The 16,526-nt window shown below is 38.5% G+C and carries 18 protein-coding genes and 1 rRNA gene; 13 read left to right on the forward strand and 6 right to left on the reverse strand.

Annotated features, from left to right (window positions below; all coding sequences use genetic code 11):
- The first annotated feature begins 113 nt into the window (after nt 1-113).
- The 3 genes from rrf (at nt 114) to ACFOUV_RS00015 (ending at nt 2,172) form a co-directional block, all read left to right on the forward strand.
- A 5S ribosomal RNA gene (gene rrf, locus ACFOUV_RS00005) occupies nt 114-229 on the forward strand.
- A 210-nt stretch (nt 230-439) separates the two neighbouring features.
- On the forward strand, nt 440-991 hold the full coding sequence (locus ACFOUV_RS00010; RefSeq protein WP_379494711.1) for a phosphatase PAP2 family protein: 552 nt from the start codon (nt 440-442) through the stop codon (nt 989-991).
- A gap of 38 nt (nt 992-1,029) precedes the next feature.
- On the forward strand, nt 1,030-2,172 hold the full coding sequence (locus ACFOUV_RS00015; protein WP_379494712.1) for a glycosyltransferase family 4 protein: 1,143 nt from the start codon (nt 1,030-1,032) through the stop codon (nt 2,170-2,172).
- A 44-nt stretch (nt 2,173-2,216) separates the two neighbouring features.
- Here ACFOUV_RS00015 and ACFOUV_RS00020 read toward each other — a convergent pair whose 3' ends face one another.
- The 3 genes from ACFOUV_RS00020 to ACFOUV_RS00030 form a co-directional block, all read right to left on the reverse strand.
- Complete coding sequence (locus ACFOUV_RS00020; RefSeq protein WP_379494713.1) at nt 2,217-3,404, reverse strand: dicarboxylate/amino acid:cation symporter; 1,188 nt, start codon at nt 3,402-3,404, stop codon at nt 2,217-2,219.
- 152 nt (nt 3,405-3,556) lie between these two features.
- Nucleotides 3,557-3,745 (reverse strand): hypothetical protein, encoded by a 189-nt coding sequence (locus ACFOUV_RS00025; RefSeq protein WP_379494714.1) that lies wholly within the window; start codon nt 3,743-3,745, stop codon nt 3,557-3,559.
- Nucleotides 3,746-3,813: 68 nt separating this feature from the next.
- Complete coding sequence (locus ACFOUV_RS00030; protein ID WP_379494715.1) at nt 3,814-5,088, reverse strand: BaiN/RdsA family NAD(P)/FAD-dependent oxidoreductase; 1,275 nt, start codon at nt 5,086-5,088, stop codon at nt 3,814-3,816.
- Between the two features lie 224 nt (nt 5,089-5,312).
- On the opposite strand from ACFOUV_RS00030, the gene ACFOUV_RS00035 reads away from it, so the two are divergent.
- From ACFOUV_RS00035 to ACFOUV_RS00060, 6 genes are all read left to right on the forward strand, one after another.
- Nucleotides 5,313-6,929 carry a putative polysaccharide biosynthesis protein gene (locus tag ACFOUV_RS00035; RefSeq protein WP_379494716.1) on the forward strand — a complete coding sequence of 539 codons (1,617 nt, stop codon included), beginning with the start codon at nt 5,313-5,315 and terminating at the stop codon, nt 6,927-6,929.
- Nucleotides 6,930-6,941: 12 nt separating this feature from the next.
- Nucleotides 6,942-7,664 carry a pseudouridine synthase gene (locus tag ACFOUV_RS00040; protein WP_379494717.1) on the forward strand — a complete coding sequence of 241 codons (723 nt, stop codon included), beginning with the start codon at nt 6,942-6,944 and terminating at the stop codon, nt 7,662-7,664.
- A gap of 39 nt (nt 7,665-7,703) precedes the next feature.
- Entirely contained in the window at nt 7,704-8,258 is a 555-nt protein-coding gene (gene thpR / locus ACFOUV_RS00045) for an RNA 2',3'-cyclic phosphodiesterase (RefSeq protein WP_379494718.1), read from the forward strand.
- Between the two features lie 78 nt (nt 8,259-8,336).
- Nucleotides 8,337-9,290 carry an NERD domain-containing protein gene (locus tag ACFOUV_RS00050; RefSeq protein WP_379494719.1) on the forward strand — a complete coding sequence of 318 codons (954 nt, stop codon included), beginning with the start codon at nt 8,337-8,339 and terminating at the stop codon, nt 9,288-9,290.
- A 3-nt stretch (nt 9,291-9,293) separates the two neighbouring features.
- On the forward strand, nt 9,294-10,211 hold the full coding sequence (locus ACFOUV_RS00055) for a diacylglycerol/lipid kinase family protein (RefSeq protein ID WP_379494720.1): 918 nt from the start codon (nt 9,294-9,296) through the stop codon (nt 10,209-10,211).
- 102 nt (nt 10,212-10,313) lie between these two features.
- Nucleotides 10,314-11,129: a phosphotransferase gene (locus ACFOUV_RS00060; protein ID WP_379494721.1), complete on the forward strand. Its 816-nt coding sequence runs from the start codon at nt 10,314-10,316 to the stop codon at nt 11,127-11,129.
- Here ACFOUV_RS00060 and ACFOUV_RS00065 read toward each other — a convergent pair.
- On the reverse strand, nt 11,119-11,409 hold the full coding sequence (locus ACFOUV_RS00065; protein ID WP_379494722.1) for a YtzH-like family protein: 291 nt from the start codon (nt 11,407-11,409) through the stop codon (nt 11,119-11,121). The two genes, ACFOUV_RS00060 and ACFOUV_RS00065, sit on opposite strands and share 11 nt — an antisense overlap.
- A 73-nt stretch (nt 11,410-11,482) precedes the next feature.
- On the opposite strand from ACFOUV_RS00065, the gene trmB reads away from it, so the two are divergent.
- The 3 genes from trmB (at nt 11,483) to uraA (ending at nt 14,171) form a co-directional block, all read left to right on the forward strand.
- On the forward strand, nt 11,483-12,118 hold the full coding sequence (trmB, locus tag ACFOUV_RS00070; protein WP_379494723.1) for a tRNA (guanosine(46)-N7)-methyltransferase TrmB: 636 nt from the start codon (nt 11,483-11,485) through the stop codon (nt 12,116-12,118).
- A gap of 89 nt (nt 12,119-12,207) precedes the next feature.
- Entirely contained in the window at nt 12,208-12,669 is a 462-nt protein-coding gene (locus tag ACFOUV_RS00075; protein WP_379494724.1) for a hypothetical protein, read from the forward strand.
- Between the two features lie 242 nt (nt 12,670-12,911).
- Entirely contained in the window at nt 12,912-14,171 is a 1,260-nt protein-coding gene (gene uraA, locus ACFOUV_RS00080) for a uracil permease (RefSeq protein WP_379494725.1), read from the forward strand.
- Nucleotides 14,172-14,349: 178 nt separating this feature from the next.
- On the opposite strand, the gene ACFOUV_RS00085 is transcribed toward uraA, so the two are convergent.
- Both ACFOUV_RS00085 and ACFOUV_RS00090 read right to left on the reverse strand, forming a co-directional pair.
- The gene (locus ACFOUV_RS00085) at nt 14,350-14,556 is read right to left on the reverse strand and encodes a YjzC family protein (RefSeq protein WP_379494726.1); all 207 of its coding nucleotides are present in this window, start codon (nt 14,554-14,556) and stop codon (nt 14,350-14,352) included.
- Nucleotides 14,557-14,712: 156 nt separating this feature from the next.
- Entirely contained in the window at nt 14,713-15,813 is a 1,101-nt protein-coding gene (locus tag ACFOUV_RS00090; RefSeq protein ID WP_379494727.1) for an MGDG synthase family glycosyltransferase, read from the reverse strand.
- Between the two features lie 129 nt (nt 15,814-15,942).
- On the opposite strand from ACFOUV_RS00090, the gene ACFOUV_RS00095 reads away from it, so the two are divergent.
- Complete coding sequence (locus tag ACFOUV_RS00095) at nt 15,943-16,506, forward strand: YkoP family protein (protein WP_379494728.1); 564 nt, start codon at nt 15,943-15,945, stop codon at nt 16,504-16,506.
- Nucleotides 16,507-16,526 lie beyond the last annotated feature (20 nt).

A 16,526-nucleotide genomic window follows, 5' to 3' on the forward strand; every position in this document is an offset into this window, starting at 1 on the left:
CTTTTTGATGTCTTGATTCACTCTTATTTAGTTTTTAAGGTATAAGTTAAAAAAGACTTGCATTTTAATTTAAAAATGCATATAATATAACTTGTCCTTATTTTTAAAAAATGTCTGGTAGCAATAGCGAAGAGGTCACACCTGTTCCCATCTCGAACACAGAAGTTAAGCTCTTCAGCGTCGATGGTAGTTGGGGCTTTGCCCCTGCAAGAGTAGAACGCCGCCAGGCAAGTCAAAAACAGCTGATACAATTTGTATCAGCTGTTTTTTTGTGTTTAAAAAGTTATTTTAGAAATAGAAGAATTTTTTTAAACGAACTTCTCTCCTTGGTAAGAATAAATGCGATGTAAGAATAATTTTACATTAAATTATAATTAACTAAATAATACTTTATTACAATTGGTAGTAGATATTAACATAATGAACTGGGGGGATTACCATGGAGAAATTATTTGCTCACTTTTATACTGTAGAATGCAAGTTATTTAAGTATATTAATCAATTCTTTGAGCGCAGGCATTTAAATTTATTTTTACGCACAATTACACACCTTGGAGATGCTAAATGGACGATTTCCATTTTGTTATTATTCATTCTATTCAGTTCAAGTTCAATACAGTTGACTGCAATTGCAAGCGCCATTTCACTGACAATAAGTCATATTCCTGTAGCATTGGCGAAAAAACTATTCCCTCGAAGAAGACCATACTTAGCACTTCCTCAAATAGACGTGACCGATAATCCCTTAAAAGATCATTCTTTCCCATCTGGTCATACGACTGCTATTTTTTCTATAGTGACACCATTTATATTGTTAAACCCCATATGGACTATTATTTTAGTTCCAATCGCCATTTTAGTTGGAATATCACGTATCTATTTAGGTCTTCATTATCCGTCTGATGTGGTAGTTGGTTGTTTAATTGGTTGGTCAGCTGGCACAATATCATATGCATTCATGGTGAGTAATTTTACAAATATGTTCCTGTAAAAATGCTTATTTTTGTTTTAAATGAAGGGGGTAATAAAATGAGAATTGCAATTTTCACAGATACATTTGCACCTGATGTAAACGGTGTGGCAAGAACCTTACAGCGTTACACCGAATATTTGAATGAAAACACTATTGAATACCGAGTATTTGCACCTAAAAGTTCTAGCAAAGATTTATTTTCAAAACACGTCCTACGTTTTACAAGCTTACCCTTTTTCCTATACCGGGAATGTAGGTTAGCGTTGCCTAATTTACCTTTTTTAAAGAAAGAATTACTAAGCTTTGAACCCGATATCATTCATGTTGCTACACCTTTTAATATCGGTTTATGTGGATTGCATTTTGCCAAAAAATTAAATATCCCTATCGTTGGTTCTTATCACACTGATTTTAATAAATACTTAGAGTATTACGATATGCAATTTTTGTCAAAAGTCCTATGGAAATATATGCATTGGTTTCATCGTCCACTCAAAAAAATATTTGTTCCGTCTATTGATACACAGAAACAATTACAGAAGCAAGGATTTACTAATTTAGCGATTTGGCCACGTGGGGTGGATCATTCTGTATTTCACTCCGCTTACGATAAGCGTATAATAAGAAATAAATATCAGATTAAACAAAAATATATACTCCTTTTTGTGGGAAGAATTTCGCCTGAAAAAGATGTAATGCTTATTCCGGAGATTAATCAAATGCTTGATGAAAAACAGAGAAATGATATTCACTGGTTATTTGTTGGTGATGGTCCTTTAAAGAATGACTTAGAGAAAAATGCTTCGTCTAATATGACATTTACGGGATTTTTGGCTGGAAAAGATTTGACCCAAATATACGCGTCATCTGATTTATTTGTTTTTCCTTCTGCTACAGAGACTTTCGGGAATGTGGTATTGGAATCGTTGGCATGTGGAACTCCAGTTATTGGTGTAAATGCTGGAGGAGTTCGTACGATTATGCACAATGTAACTGGAATACTATGTAAAGAGAAGAATACTGGAGAGTTTGTTAAAGCTATTACAACAGTATCGTTAGATAAAGAAAAACGAGAAATGATGAGTTTCCAAGGGAGTAAATATGCATTGAGCCAGACGTGGGATTCTGTATTTGCTAATCTTTTAAAAGAATATGAGGAATTGCTGTCTTCCTATGACTCATATAAATATCTTGCATAAAAAAGGGATGAAAGGCTTTAAAGCTCATTTCACCCCTTTATATATTAAGCTTGGATTTTATCGATTTCTGTGACATTCCATTTCTTGCTGATACTGTCTGTGATTGATGTAATGGCTCCATCGCCGGTTACATTACAAGCAGTACCGAAACTGTCTTGCGAGAGGTATAAAGCGATCATTAAGGATAACATTGTTGGGCCGAAGCCGAGCATGGTATCCAATAAACCGATTGCTGCCATAACAGCACCACCCGGTACACCTGGAGCTGCGATCATTGTAACGCCAAGCATTAATAGAAATGGAAGAATGGTTGTGAATGCAATGGACTCACCTTGTAAAAATAATACTGCTAGCGCACAGCTTAAAATTGTTATTGTACTTCCTGATAAGTGAATATTTGCCAGAAGTGGAACGGTAAAGTCAGCAGTATTTTCCCGTACCTTTAATGTTTTAGAGTGTTTCAATGTTACTGGAATGGTTGCTGCAGATGATTGTGTGCCAAGTGCCGTGAAATAAGCTGGTGACATTTTTTTAAGCATTGACAAAGGATTTTGTTTGCTTAGTGTTCCTGCAACCGAATATTGTAATATCAGGTAGAAGAAATGAAGTATTACAATCATAATAAAAACTTTTGCAAACACATTTAAGATTGTTGCAACTTGACCAGCATGTGTCATATTGGCGAATATACCAAATATGTGGAACGGTAGTAATGGAATAATTACCTTTTCGATAACGAGTTGAATAATATCGCGAAAGTCGTTGGATAATTTTAGCAGGGCATCGCTTTTAATTGCTGCGATCCCGATTCCAACTACAAAGGATAATAGCAGTGCTGTTACAACTTCCATTGGTGGTGCCATTTCCACATTAAAGAATGCTTCGCTTAATCCTTCTGTTGGATCTGTAAAAATTTCCATGGACTGTCCTCGAAGTATCGTAGGGTATACATTTTTTGCTATGAAAAATGCTATTGTTCCTGCGAGAATAGTGGAAGCATATGCAAGTAAAGCAGTAAGACCTAATAGCTTGCCTGCTCCACGTCCCATAAATCCTATTCCTGGAATAATAAACCCAATAATAATCAGTGGAATAATAAAGCCTAGAAAGTTTCCAAATAATCCATTAAACGTTGCAAATAGTTGAATGAACCATTCATTTGCAAAGTATCCAATAACAATACCAAGGATGATAGCGATAATAATTCGAGCAAGTAAACCAAATCGTTTCATATTTGCTTCCCCCATGTTGTCCTAATTTTTATTTAATTTCATTATTATACACTCAGTATGCCGTAGCTTTCCAGTCTATTTCAAATAAAAAAATATTTCAAATTATATAAAAAGGAAGTGCAACATAATGTGCACTTCCTTTATCCGTCTGATTAACTCATACCAAAAGGACCCATACTGCCGGAGGAGTTGTTACTATTATTACTCCCGCCTAAAAAGGGCATCATTTTCTGTACGGTTTGTCCGAGATTCTGATTATTTCTTGTCATCGAATAATACGTTGCAGCGCCCACACCGACAGAAGCTAGTATTGGTAACCACATACCATTACGATTTTGCATTATAACATCAATCCTCTCAAGTTTTAGTATCAGACAAGATTAGGATGGCACAAAAACCTGAAAACATGCTAGGAATCATATACCATGTAACTTGCTTCTTCTGCTGCATTCATTCCTGCAAGTCTGCCTGTGACAAGGGCTGAGGTAATGTTATAGCCGCCTGTATAGCCGTGAATATCTAAGATTTCCCCGCAAAAATAAAGTCCGCGCATTATCTTCGATTGCATCGTGTTTGGTACTATTTCTTTGATGGATACTCCACCACCGGTTACAAATGCTTTTTCGAGTGGGAGAGAACCATGAACGTTAAAGGTGAAATTTTTGATTGTCTGTACGATGGAACGCACGGTTTCTTTAGATACATTCGCACATTTTTGGTCGTCTCCAACTTTATTTTGATTCAGAATATAAGTTAAAAAACGTTCTGGAACAACACCTTTAACAATATTTTTAAAAGCTTTTTTTGGATTTTCCTCCATTAAAGTCAAGATATCTGTCATCAGTTCTTCTTGATCTTTATCTGGCAGGGCATCAAGTATCATTGGGACTTTTTTCTGGCCCTTCATCAATTCTTTTACAACAAATTGCGAACAGCGTAATACTGCCGGACCTGACACACCGAAATGGGTAAAAATCATATCCATTTTATGAGTGATGATCGGTTTTCCTTTTTTATTTAATACAGATAAATCAACACTACGGAGTGAGAGACCTTGCAGACTTTTATTCTGGATAAAGGGCTCTTTGGATGTGAGAGCAACTTCAGTCGGATAAAGCTCAGTGATTGTATGTCCAGCTTTCTTGGCCCATGCATAGCCATCGCCAGTTGACCCCGTATGCGGAACTGCTTTACCGCCAACAGCAATCACAATCGCTTTCGTTTCCAATTTTTCGCCATCAGTCAAAATAACGTTGTGCATCGTATCATTGTAATGGACAGCTTCCACCTTTGTATTCATTTTTACGGTGACGTTTAATTCCTTCAATTTATCGATGAGTGCATTCACAACACTTTGTGCCGAATTGGAGACAGGGAACATGCGACCATGATCCTCTTCTTTTAGTGCGACGCCCATATTTTCAAAGTATTCTATAATATCATAGTTATTAAAAACGGAAAAAGCGCTATAAAGAAATTTACCATTTCCGGGAATATGCTTGATGACCTCTTCCTGTGGGAGGCGATTGGTTACATTGCATCTACCGCCGCCTGATATGGCGAGCTTCTTGCCAAGTTTTTTTCCTTTTTCGATCAGCAACGTTCTTCCGCCATGTTCTGCAGCAGATATAGCCGCCATCAAGCCGGACGGTCCACCGCCAATTACGATTACATCATATGTCAATTCGATTCATTCCTTTCGTTAGTATAGTACCACTTAACTAGTCTCACTCTCAAATTTTCGTTAAATATAATTATAAATTCGACATAAAATGAGTTTCAGAACGAATATATTTGAAGAAAGTGCAGATTAAGTATGATAAAATGAAATTTAGTATAAAAAGATAAGACACTGCTGACGGGGAAGTCGCAGTTTAAATATGAATGCGAAAAGATGCGGGTGAAATAATGTCGAATATTGTAAGAGGCACGATGCTTTTGACGGGGGCTTCGTTTTTATCGAAGTTTCTCGGTATGATTTATCTGGTACCGTTTAATGCGCTAGTCGGTGCAGAGGGCGGTGCGATGTACGGGTATGCATACACACCATATAGTATTTTTATTAGTATTTCTACAGTTGGAATACCAGTAGCGGTATCCAAATTTGTTTCTAAATATAATTCACTCGGTGACTATGAGACCGGGATGCGAATGTTTAAGGCCGGAAGTACGCTGATGCTTGGCACAGGCTTTGTTGCATTCCTTATTTTGTTCTTCAGTGCTGACTGGCTTGCACAAATGCAGATAACGAGTGATGAAGCGGAGGTAACCGCTGAAGACATAGCTTTTGTTACACGGATGGTTAGTATTGCACTAATCATTATTCCTTCTATGAGTATTGTCCGGGGATTTTTCCAGGGACACCAATCAATGGGTCCTACAGCCGTTTCCCAGGTCGTTGAACAGATTGTCAGGATTGCATTTATTTTAATTGGTTCATACGTTATCATCCATTTACTGGGTGGTTCCATAACGACCGCTGTCGGTTTTTCTACATTTGCAGCTTTTATTGGGGCGATCGCCTCCTGTATCGTGTTGGCTATGTACTGGAAAAAACGCAAACCATATCTTCAGCGGCAAATTGCTCAGCAGCGTTATACGTATGATTTTAAGACTGGAGAGTTATTTAAAGAACTATTCCGTTACGCAGGGCCGTTTGTAATTGTTGGACTGGCAATTCCTTTATATCAATTAATCGATCAGTTTACTTTTCAACCGGCGATGGTTGCTAGCGGTCGGAATGACGTTTGGATTCCAGCAGCTGCAGCTATTCTTACGTACGGGCACAAAGTGGTTATTATTCCGATGACAATTGCCACTGGGCTTTCACTGGCGATGCTGCCGAGCTTGACGGAATCGTTTACGAAAAAAAATAACCAACTGTTTACAACGCAGATAAATCAGGCACTACAGATTATACTTGTCCTTGTCATTCCTGCTTCTGTAGGGATAGCGATTCTTTCTGATGAAGCATATGGTTCTTTATATGACATGGAAGATATTGCAGTGACCGGAACATTGTTGGCTTGGTATGCACCTGTTGCCTTGTTGTTTGCCCTGTTCACGGTAACGTCAGGGATTCTTCAGGGAATCGATCAGCAAAATTATGCGGTCATCAGTTTATTGGCGGGTCTTTTGGCAAAAGTTCTATTGAACAGTCAGTTGATCCATATGTTTGGTGCGAAAGGGGCAATCTTTGGGACTGCAATCGCTGCAGGCATCGCCGTGTTACTAAACTTCTGGAGGATTAAAACAGCTATCGATTTCGAGTTTAAACAAACCATTAAACGGACGATGCTCATCGTTATTTTTACATTGATTATGTGTATCGTCGTCTGGATACTAAAAGGGATTATGGGGTTATTCATTCCTTACGAAGAAGAACGCTGGGCCGCTATTGTTATGCTTGTAGTCGGCGCTTCTGGAGGCGCAGTCGTTTATTTAGCACTTGCCTATTCATCCACATTGCTGGAACGAATCTTCGGTGGAAGAATTCCATTAGTTGGTAGATTTTTAAGACGATAAAGGAGAATGAGGATGCGGCTCGATAAATTGCTTTCTAATATGGGAATTGGAAGCAGGAAAGATGTAAAAACGTTACTTAAGAAGAAGCAAGTTACCGTAAATGGAAAGTTGGTCAAAGATAGTAGTATGAAAGTAGATCCAAATGCAGATGAGGTATTGGTGAATGGAAAAATTATTCGTTATCAACAATATATTTATCTGATGATGAATAAAGCGCCCGGCTATGTCTCTGCAACGACGGATAACCGTGAAAAAACCGTGATTGACTTGCTTGGAAAAGACGTAAAGCATTTCAATCCTTTTCCGGTCGGGCGTCTTGATAAAGATACAGAAGGTCTTTTACTTCTTACTAATGACGGGAACCTTGCACATCAACTCGTTTCTCCAAAGAAAAATATCGGGAAAACCTATTATGCAAAGGTAGATGGATTCGTAACGGATGAAGATATTGCTGCGTTTCAGGAAGGTGTCGTGCTCGAAGATGGCTATAAAGCAAAGCCAGGGGTACTAAAAATTCTGGAACGTGGTGAAAAATCAGAGATTGAAGTAACAATTACAGAGGGGAAATTTCATCAGGTGAAGCGAATGTTTGAAGCAGTGGGGAAGAAGGTCATCTACTTGAAACGTCTTAGCATGGGTGACTTAAAACTGGATGAAACGCTAAAGCTCGGTGATTACCGTGAACTGACAGAAAGTGAGTTAGCGTATTGTCTGTCACTTAAGCCAAAAACATAGTTCGAAGATGATAAAATCAAATTAAATGAGGGATTCCAGATGTCACATTATTTTATTGCTATTCAATTGCCACAAGAATTGCAAACATCTTTATCCGACTGGCAGCATAAGTTAAAAGGTCAATTGGCATACAAGCAATGGCCACATAGGGAGGATCTACACATTACGCTAAAGTTTTTAGGTGAAGTTGAAGGTAATAAAATACAACAGTTAATAAAGGAATTGCAGGCGGTCCAGGAGATTCCGGTATTTGATTTGATTGTCGGAGGAATCGGTACGTTTGGCAATCCAAAGAAACCTCGCGTCTTATGGGCCGGGGTTGAAGGTACTGACCGATTATCTGTACTGCAACATATCGTGGAGAGCTGCTCTCAGAAAATTGGTTATGAAAAAGAAAACCGGCAATATCGCCCACATATTACGTTGGCAAAAAAATGGGACGGAGAGAGCACTTTATCGGGTGAAACACTAACAGGACTACAACAGCAATTTACCGACAAACAGCCAATGCACATTGCAGAAGTTGTATTGTTTCAGATTCATCCAACGAAGTCTCCAAAATATGAGGTTGTTGAGCGGTTTCCGTTGAAGTAGCTCTATAGCAACAAAAATGAACCATGTCTTATTGGCAACCTCGAGTCCGAATTGCAACACGCTCATTACTTTAGGGAGGTGTCACCAATCGCTCAGCTTATTAAATTACAGGATTATATCTCACGTTACGAGTGGGACACGTTTCGGTACCCAACCCAGTACATACGATTGAAAAAAGATAATTGGAATAAGCTATACAGCATATGGGAAAATCCTGAATTACTCAGTAAACCGGAAACAGAGGAGGAACCAGAGACAGAGCAACCAACCATGTCGCGGTTTTCCAGGTTAAAAGCTAAATGGAAACGACCAAAAGAAGAAAATCAAGAGCCTGTTCAAGAGAATAGTGAATATAGTGACCTTCCTGACACGGAGTTAGAGCTAAAGCAATATTTTCTCGATAAAATATTCCGATTCCAAATGAAATGGGCAACATCGACAGTTACGGAAACTTCCTTTGTAAATGGCAATTACTATCGGGACGCACTACTGAAATATTTGCTGCAACGCTTTCCGGATACGTATTTAATTATGTATTTGCCGATATTTACAATTAAAAAAGCACCAGTTGAAACAGAAATCATGTTAATCAGCCCAATTGGAATTGAAATCATTCATTTTCTAGAGGAAAGTCCGGATACGGTAATCATGGCTGGAGACGAACGAACATGGACACTGGAGAACGGCAATGAACATACGAAAATGCTCAGTCCGCTCATCGCATTGAAACGCTCAGAAAATCTTGTAAGCAGTATATTGGCCAGCCATTCGATTGATTTTCCGATTAAAAAAACGGTACTGTCACGGACAAATTCGATTGTCTATGCAACAGAGCCATATCATACAAAGATAATCGGTCAAAAGAATTATCCGGATTGGTTTCATGAAAAACGTCGTCTAACTTCGCCGTTAAAAAACATGCAATTAAAGGCTGCAGAGGCTTTACTGAAAACTTGTCAATCCACTTCCATCAAACGTCCGGAATGGGAAGCCAATAGGGATACAGAAACATTTCAAGACGTGGAGGAATAGGATATGTACCTATTTATTATTAATCCAAAAGCAGGGTCTGGCAGAGCGAAGCGGATTTTCTCCGATCTTCAAAAAAGTAAAAGCTATCGTCAAATGGATAGCAAATACTATTTCACGAAACATGAAGGACATGGGGAAGAGATTGCAAAGGAAATCAGCAAGGATCCTACTGGCAAGACAATCATTGTTATTGGTGGAGATGGTACAATCCATGAAGTCATCAACGGGCTGACAACAACGGATATTCCGATTGGCTTCATCCCGGGAGGTTCCGGCAATGATTTTGCCAGAGGCTGTGGCATTAAAGGGAAACCGGAACAAATTTTAAAACAGATTATAGATTATAAACATCCACTAATCTATTGGATTGGAAACTATAGGCAGGATGATAAAGAAGAACGGGATTTTGTGAATAGCATAGGTTTTGGCTTTGATGCGGAAATAGCAAAAAAGGCAAATAAATCCTGCTATAAGAACTTTTTCAATATGATCGGTCTTGGTACAGTAAGTTATGTTATCGCACTCTTACAGGTTTTAATTTTTTTTAAACCAATGACCGTTACACTGGAACTGGATGGGGAAAAAAAGTTCCTTCAAAATTGCTGGATGGTTTCAATCGGGAATCATCCATATTATGGAGGAGGCATGAAAATTATTCCAAATGCCGTCGTCCAGCCTAATGTATTACCAATTCTTATCCTTCATACGATATCCAAATGGAAGGTCTTAGCTCTGTTTATGACAGTTTTTTTCGGGAAACATGCAAATTACAAGGAAGTGGAAGTTCTTGAAGCAAAAACAATGAAAATAGCTTCCGAGCAACCTATACGGTTTCAGGTGGATGGCCAAACAGACATTTGCCATTCAAGCATGATAAAGAAGCAGGAAGAACCAATAAAAATCAAAGGTTCAAACACTTAACGACAAATAATATCATGATTACGGAAAATCTTATTTGTAATTTAGGACAAATCACTATAAAATATATTATTGAACGCTAATTTTGAAAGATGTGAATAGGTTATGATTGAATGGCTTGGACAAGTATTAGGTATTGGTTGGAAAATAACACCGGCTGGCGGGCTTACAGGTGATGCGTTTGTTGCAGAAAAAGATAACAGACGGCTTTTTCTAAAACGCAACTCATCCCCATTTCTCGCTGTATTATCTGCTGAAGGAATTGTTCCCAAGCTGATTTGGACGAAGCGGATGGAAAATGGCGATGTCATTACCGCACAGGAATGGCTCGAAGGAAGAGCATTAAAATCTCATGAAATGCAACATCAGCGTGTAGCTGATATTCTTCATAAGATCCATCATTCCACTGAATTATTGCATATGCTCCTCCGTATGGGAAGGAAACCTGCCACATCTGATGATAGTCTGGAAAACATCAAGGACCTCTTGAACTCCAGAGGTCTCATCGAACAACATGTGGAAGTCCAGGAGGCAATTGATTATTTGGAGCAATTACTGCCGAGAACACGGAATCAGGAGCTTGTTGTCTGCCATTGTGATATTAATCATAATAACCTCATTCTTACCGAGGATAGCAATATATTTCTTGTAGACTGGGATAATGCGATGATCGCCGATCCAGTTACTGATTTTGGCATGTTGCTGAAATGGTATATTCCAAAAGAGAATTGGAATGACTGGCTGATGAGATACGGCGTTACACCAACTAGAAATATGTTTGAACGCATGTACTGGTACTTAATTCACGATGCGCTCCAGTTCTTAAGCTGGCATACAAAGCGTGAAGAAGCAGCAAAAGTAGTGGAACGGTTGAATGATTTAAAAGAAATAAATGAACAAGTGCGCACGTCTATTCTATAGTCGTATTTTGTTGTATAGCACTTATCCAATTATCTAAATTAGTTTTATTTAATGCAATATGATCCGGCTGACTTTGCGCTGATTCGCCTTGTCTTCCATAATTATAAATCTCGGGAAGCAAACTCAATAGCTGTTCATCCGTGATGCTGTTGTTTGTTATCATCGATTTGATTAAACGTTCAATCTGTTGGTATTCACTGACACTGGCGGAAGATCCACTTTGTTGTTCATCTAAAATATCGAGCAGCAATCTTAGTTGATTGTTTACGTTAAGCGTCATTATTATCACCTCAGGAATTAGTTTAGTCTGTTTCAATTTTTCTATTCAAAAAGCAGTAAAGTGAGGGAACGCAATGCGTCAAAGAAATAAACCTTGGGCTGATGACTTTTTAAAGGATAATGACCAGCTTGTTATCCCAAATGCAATGGATCATAAAGGGAAATGGCAATCCGTCTTTAAAAATGATTATCCCATTCATGTTGAAATAGGTACCGGTAAAGGTCAGTTCCTTGCTGGTATGGCCAAACAGCATCCAGATATTAACTTTATTGGTATAGAGGTTGCGAAAAGCATTATCGTATCAGCTGCAGAGAAAGTAATGGATTCAGAAGTTGAAAATCTATTGCTTTTAAATGAAGATGCAGCCGATCTGCGGGAAATGTTCGCTGAAAACGAAATTGAAACCATATATCTGAATTTTTCTGACCCATGGCCAAAAAGTCGCCATGAGAAAAGAAGGCTAACGTACCATACATTCCTGGAGCAATATAAGGAAGTATTGGATACTAAGGGAAAGGTTATTTTTAAAACTGACAACCGTGGATTATTCGAATATTCACTTGTAAGTTTTAATGAATTTGGGATGAAGCTTGAGGAAGTGAGTCTGGACCTTCATGCGATGGATGACCCCCTGAACGTCATGACGGAATATGAAGAAAAGTTTGCAGCTAAAGGACAGGTAATCTACCGAAGTCGAGCAAGTTTTTAACAAGTAATACGGACCATCATAGGTATAATATGATGGTCTTTTCTGTTATAATAATAGTAAGAAAATTTAGTTATTTAGGGGGTTAGGACTTGATTGCAAAAAAGGTCTCAGCAGTTATCCTCGGTGCACTAATACTTTTAGGTGTGATTTATATAGTTTTTGGAGCTGGTGGGGAAACAATTAAAAATAAGTATACTTTTGTTGGTAAAAGTGATCATTGGGAAGCTTCCTACAAGATCAATGCGAAAGAGAAGTTTTATGAAAGGAATGGAAGAGGACAGTATGACAGCGAGTACGAAGACCAATTTAAACTAATTTTTAAGGGAACCGATAAAGAAATGGCGGAAATAGAAGAATTTCATTATAAATATCAGTCTCCGGCAGGCTCCAGCGATTCGACGATGACATTCGAGGAACCTCGTACCAATAAGGTTTTCAGTAGCGGGGCTTTTCATCAGGGCAATGCTATTCCAAGGGAATATCATATCATCGAAGTTCTTGTTCGGTGGGACGGAAATGAGGAAAGTTTTGAATTGAAGGTACAGGAATAGTTATCGTATTAATTAGTAAACGGTCCTGAAAAAAAGCTTGCCTTTTATAGCAAAGTTTGTCATAATAACATCAACAACTTGATTATACACCTTTAAAACAGTCCTGTGAGGCTGGTAAGGTTTAAGCGGATGATTGTGCTTTTCTGCGCAATCGTTAGGAGACTCGTGTCCTGTGCTGCTTTCAAACACCTTGCCAGATCGCCTGGGCAAGGTGTTTTTTTATATAAAAGGGAGAGAATGAGATGAATCAACGTGAAATTCAGGTGGATGAACGTTTACCACTATTACAAAGTTTGCCATTAAGTATCCAGCACTTATTCGCAATGTTCGGTTCAACCGTACTAGTACCAATATTATTTGGCGTCGACCCAGCTACCATTCTGCTTATGAATGGCCTCGGAACATTATTATATATTTTTATTACAAAAGGTAAGATTCCTGCATACCTTGGCTCCAGTTTTGCTTTTATTTCACCGGTAATGGCTGTACTGACAACTGGTGGCGGCTATGGAGCTGCATTGGGCGGTTTCTTCGTTGTAGGTATCGTGCTCGTATTAATAGGTATTATTGTAAAATTTGCTGGTACCTCCTGGATTGATGTTATATTTCCACCAGCGGCAATGGGAGCAATCGTTGCAGTTATCGGACTTGAACTTGTTCCAGTAGCGGCTGACATGGCCGGCTTGGTTGCAGTTCCTGATGTACCAAGAGATACTACAGCAATTACAGTTTCATTGCTAACACTTGGAGCGACGATCATTTATTGGGTAACCATGAGAGGTTTCCTAAAAATTATCCCAATCTTACTTGGAATTGTAACGGGGTATATTATTGCAACATTGTTTGGTATTGTGGATTACACGGCAGTAAAAGAGGCAGCATGGATTCAAATGCCAACATTCTACCAAATCGAATTTAATTGGTCAGATATCCTGATTATTTTACCGGCGGCACTTGTTCTTGTTCCGGAGCATATTGGCCACTTGGTTGTTACAGGGAATATTGTTAAAAAAGACCTTGTAAAAGATCCCGGTCTCGATCGCTCTTTGTTTGGGAACGGTATATCAACAATGTTATCGAGTTTATTCGGATCGACACCAAACACAACATATGGTGAAAATATCGGGGTACTGGCAATTACACGGGTATATTCCACATGGATTATTGGTGGAGCAGCACTTGTAGCGGTAGTTTTATCCTTTTGCGGGAAATTGGCAGCACTGATTTCTTCCATCCCGACACCGGTAATGGGTGGGATATCCTTACTGTTATTTGGTATCATTGCTGTGAGTGGTCTACGCATGCTCGTTGAACAGCAAATTGACTATAACAACTCACAAAATTTAATTTTGACATGTGTGGTCCTGGCAATCGGTATTAGCGGCGCGTCCATACAGATTGGAACAGTGGCACTTAGTGGAATGGGACTAGCAACTATAGTAGCAATTATCGTTAGCCTGTTCTTTAAATTACTAGATGTAATGAATTTATCGAATGAATAGGTAGTCTAGAGAATATGAATGAAGTCCTGCGGCAATGCTGTGGGGCTTTTTTTGAAGTGGTTGGGGTGGGTAGATGTGGAAAAGTTGCGCGGTAAGCCGGAAAACGAGGAGTCAAACACCTAATTCGACAAAATATGACAAAAACCGGGGAGTGACAGGCACCACCCGATTTTTGTTGTTATTGTCTACCTTGTACGCCTGAGCTGTATTGTTTACGTTGGTTTACCCAGATACGATTATGATTGGAGTTTTCCGGAAATTTATCTCCGGCGCTAAGTTTTATTTGCTGCGGATCATTCACATTACTGCCGGTTTCACCAACCTCGATATAAACTCCGTTATTTGGTGCCTTTTGACCAGCACGAAACTGTGAGCCTTCACCCATAGTAATCACTCCTTATTCAAGGTGTACTTAGTATGAGTTAATCACTGTACATTCATTCGTGACAGTTATAGGATAACCCAAACGATTGTATGCAGGGTCTAATCTATTCGACAAAAATGGACAAATTTCGGGGAGTGACAGGCACCTAAATGGCACCTAAATTAATAATTTTTGGATGATTTGGGTGATATTTTGTTTTTCGATAGGTTTGAAATAGGTTTCTAAATTTTTGTGGAGTTGGGCTGATTCTATTTTTAACCGTTCAATAATGGTCGATTCCACAGCAATCCTCGTATTCCAATTATCCAAATGAAAAATCAATCCTTGGCTGTTTAAGTAATTCAAATTCATTTCTTCCTGTCCGGGTAATGCTTCATACACAAAAATCGGAAGCCTTTTCCATAAACTTTCGCTAATGGTTACACCACCTGGTTTAGTAATAATAGCATCTGCTTGATCATATAGTGTATTCATTTCGTCTTTTGAATGGATATAGGGTAGTGCATGGATAAAAGAATGATTCCGTTGCTTAATGGATTGGTATAATTTATTATTTTTCCCGCAAAGTACGTAATAGTTAATTGTACCTGATGGTCGGAGACGGTCAACAAGTTTCTCAATAGAACCCGCACCCATATTCCCACCACTGATTAATACGGTATATTTTTCCTTCATAGTACCGGGATGGTTGTTCGTTCTAAACAAGGGATGGACTGGTATACCTGTCAAAATCGTTTGTTGTTGGTCCACGCCGCGTTCAAGAAGTTTACGCTGTACCTCAATGGTTGGGATAAAATGGTAATTAATATGATCGAATCCCCATAAATCATTAATAAAATAATCCGTATAAACATTCAGTACTTTCCCTGTCCACAGATTCTTTTTTTTTAACCGGTCCAGAAGATAGGATGGTAGCGCGTGTGTGCATATGATGAGATCGGGTTTTGTCTGTGCAATCATACGTTGAACATGCTTTAAAAATAGAAGTTCATATATGTAATAATGCTTGTTATGCTTTTCTTGTTTTACAGCCATCTGTTGATAAACATTGCTGTACAGACCAGGGAATTTTTGAATCCATTGCAGATAGAATGATGATACAAGCTTTTCCACATGCCCATAGCTGTAGGAAAGTAACTCAATTTTTTCGCAATGGAATTCTTCGCTCGCTTCATTTAATTGATCTTGGATGCAATCAGCAACATGATGATGTCCAGAAGGTATTTGTAATAACGGCATAAATAATATGTGGATCATTGGACTCGACTCCTTCTAGTATAGTTTGTGAAGGAATCATTATTTCATTCGCTAAAACCTAAAACTTCCAGTAATAGATATTCATTGTATTGTGCAAAATAATTGGTATCACTGGCAAGGAGAAATGGAATGAATATGAATGTAAGAAGCTATTTTTTATCGGTTTGGAAGTTGATTGATCCCATTTATTATCGGTTTACTCGTCTGGAACATATCGTAAATGAAGAAGGCAAGCGGACAATCATTCGTGTGCGTCTGACGAGATACAAGGGAAGAGGCGTTATATTAGCGGATGGTACCGTAATCCATAAAAATGATGTTTTATTAAAAATTCATTTGCATAATGTGAATCTTTTAAAGCAAGTGCAAGGCTATGATAGTGAGCTAAGACGTGGATTGGTTATATATAAAAGTGTTCGGGACGCACTACCCTCTATTGCACACTATATCCAATTACATGAATACAAGGATGAAATAAAAGGGTTAATTGGAATTACCTCCCTGTATAAAGGGTGTAAACGATTAGGTTTTGAGACCAAGTCGATACAAAACAGCTATTATAAGTTCTTTAAAAAGCTATCCTTTTTACCGATAGATCTACTTTCCACTACCACTCAACATAGTAGCAGGACAATTCCAATGTACTTGTTTATGCCGAAGGATCAGTTACTACAAAAATACAAGCATGTCTAACTGGTAGATTATCCATAAAT

It is taken from the genome of Oceanobacillus longus, assembly GCF_042650085.1.
GTDB classification, from domain to species: Bacteria; Bacillota; Bacilli; order Bacillales; family Amphibacillaceae; genus Oceanobacillus; species Oceanobacillus longus.

What these genes read in the sequence shown, in the direction of transcription:
- ACFOUV_RS00010 (WP_379494711.1), top strand. Translation starts at nt 440, where the DNA reads ATGGAGAAATTATTTGCTCACTTTTATACTGTAGAATGCAAGTTATTT.
- ACFOUV_RS00015 (WP_379494712.1), top strand. Translation starts at nt 1,030, where the DNA reads ATGAGAATTGCAATTTTCACAGATACATTTGCACCTGATGTAAACGGT.
- ACFOUV_RS00020 (WP_379494713.1), bottom strand. Translation starts at nt 3,404, where the DNA reads ATGAAACGATTTGGTTTACTTGCTCGAATTATTATCGCTATCATCCTT.
- ACFOUV_RS00025 (WP_379494714.1), bottom strand. Translation starts at nt 3,745, where the DNA reads ATGCAAAATCGTAATGGTATGTGGTTACCAATACTAGCTTCTGTCGGT.
- ACFOUV_RS00035 (WP_379494716.1), top strand. Translation starts at nt 5,313, where the DNA reads ATGTCGAATATTGTAAGAGGCACGATGCTTTTGACGGGGGCTTCGTTT.
- ACFOUV_RS00040 (WP_379494717.1), top strand. Translation starts at nt 6,942, where the DNA reads ATGCGGCTCGATAAATTGCTTTCTAATATGGGAATTGGAAGCAGGAAA.
- thpR (WP_379494718.1), top strand. Translation starts at nt 7,704, where the DNA reads ATGTCACATTATTTTATTGCTATTCAATTGCCACAAGAATTGCAAACA.
- ACFOUV_RS00055 (WP_379494720.1), top strand. Translation starts at nt 9,294, where the DNA reads ATGTACCTATTTATTATTAATCCAAAAGCAGGGTCTGGCAGAGCGAAG.
- ACFOUV_RS00060 (WP_379494721.1), top strand. Translation starts at nt 10,314, where the DNA reads ATGATTGAATGGCTTGGACAAGTATTAGGTATTGGTTGGAAAATAACA.
- ACFOUV_RS00065 (WP_379494722.1), bottom strand. Translation starts at nt 11,409, where the DNA reads ATGACGCTTAACGTAAACAATCAACTAAGATTGCTGCTCGATATTTTA.
- trmB (WP_379494723.1), top strand. Translation starts at nt 11,483, where the DNA reads ATGCGTCAAAGAAATAAACCTTGGGCTGATGACTTTTTAAAGGATAAT.
- uraA (WP_379494725.1), top strand. Translation starts at nt 12,912, where the DNA reads ATGAATCAACGTGAAATTCAGGTGGATGAACGTTTACCACTATTACAA.
- ACFOUV_RS00085 (WP_379494726.1), bottom strand. Translation starts at nt 14,556, where the DNA reads ATGGGTGAAGGCTCACAGTTTCGTGCTGGTCAAAAGGCACCAAATAAC.
- ACFOUV_RS00090 (WP_379494727.1), bottom strand. Translation starts at nt 15,813, where the DNA reads ATGATCCACATATTATTTATGCCGTTATTACAAATACCTTCTGGACAT.
- ACFOUV_RS00095 (WP_379494728.1), top strand. Translation starts at nt 15,943, where the DNA reads ATGAATATGAATGTAAGAAGCTATTTTTTATCGGTTTGGAAGTTGATT.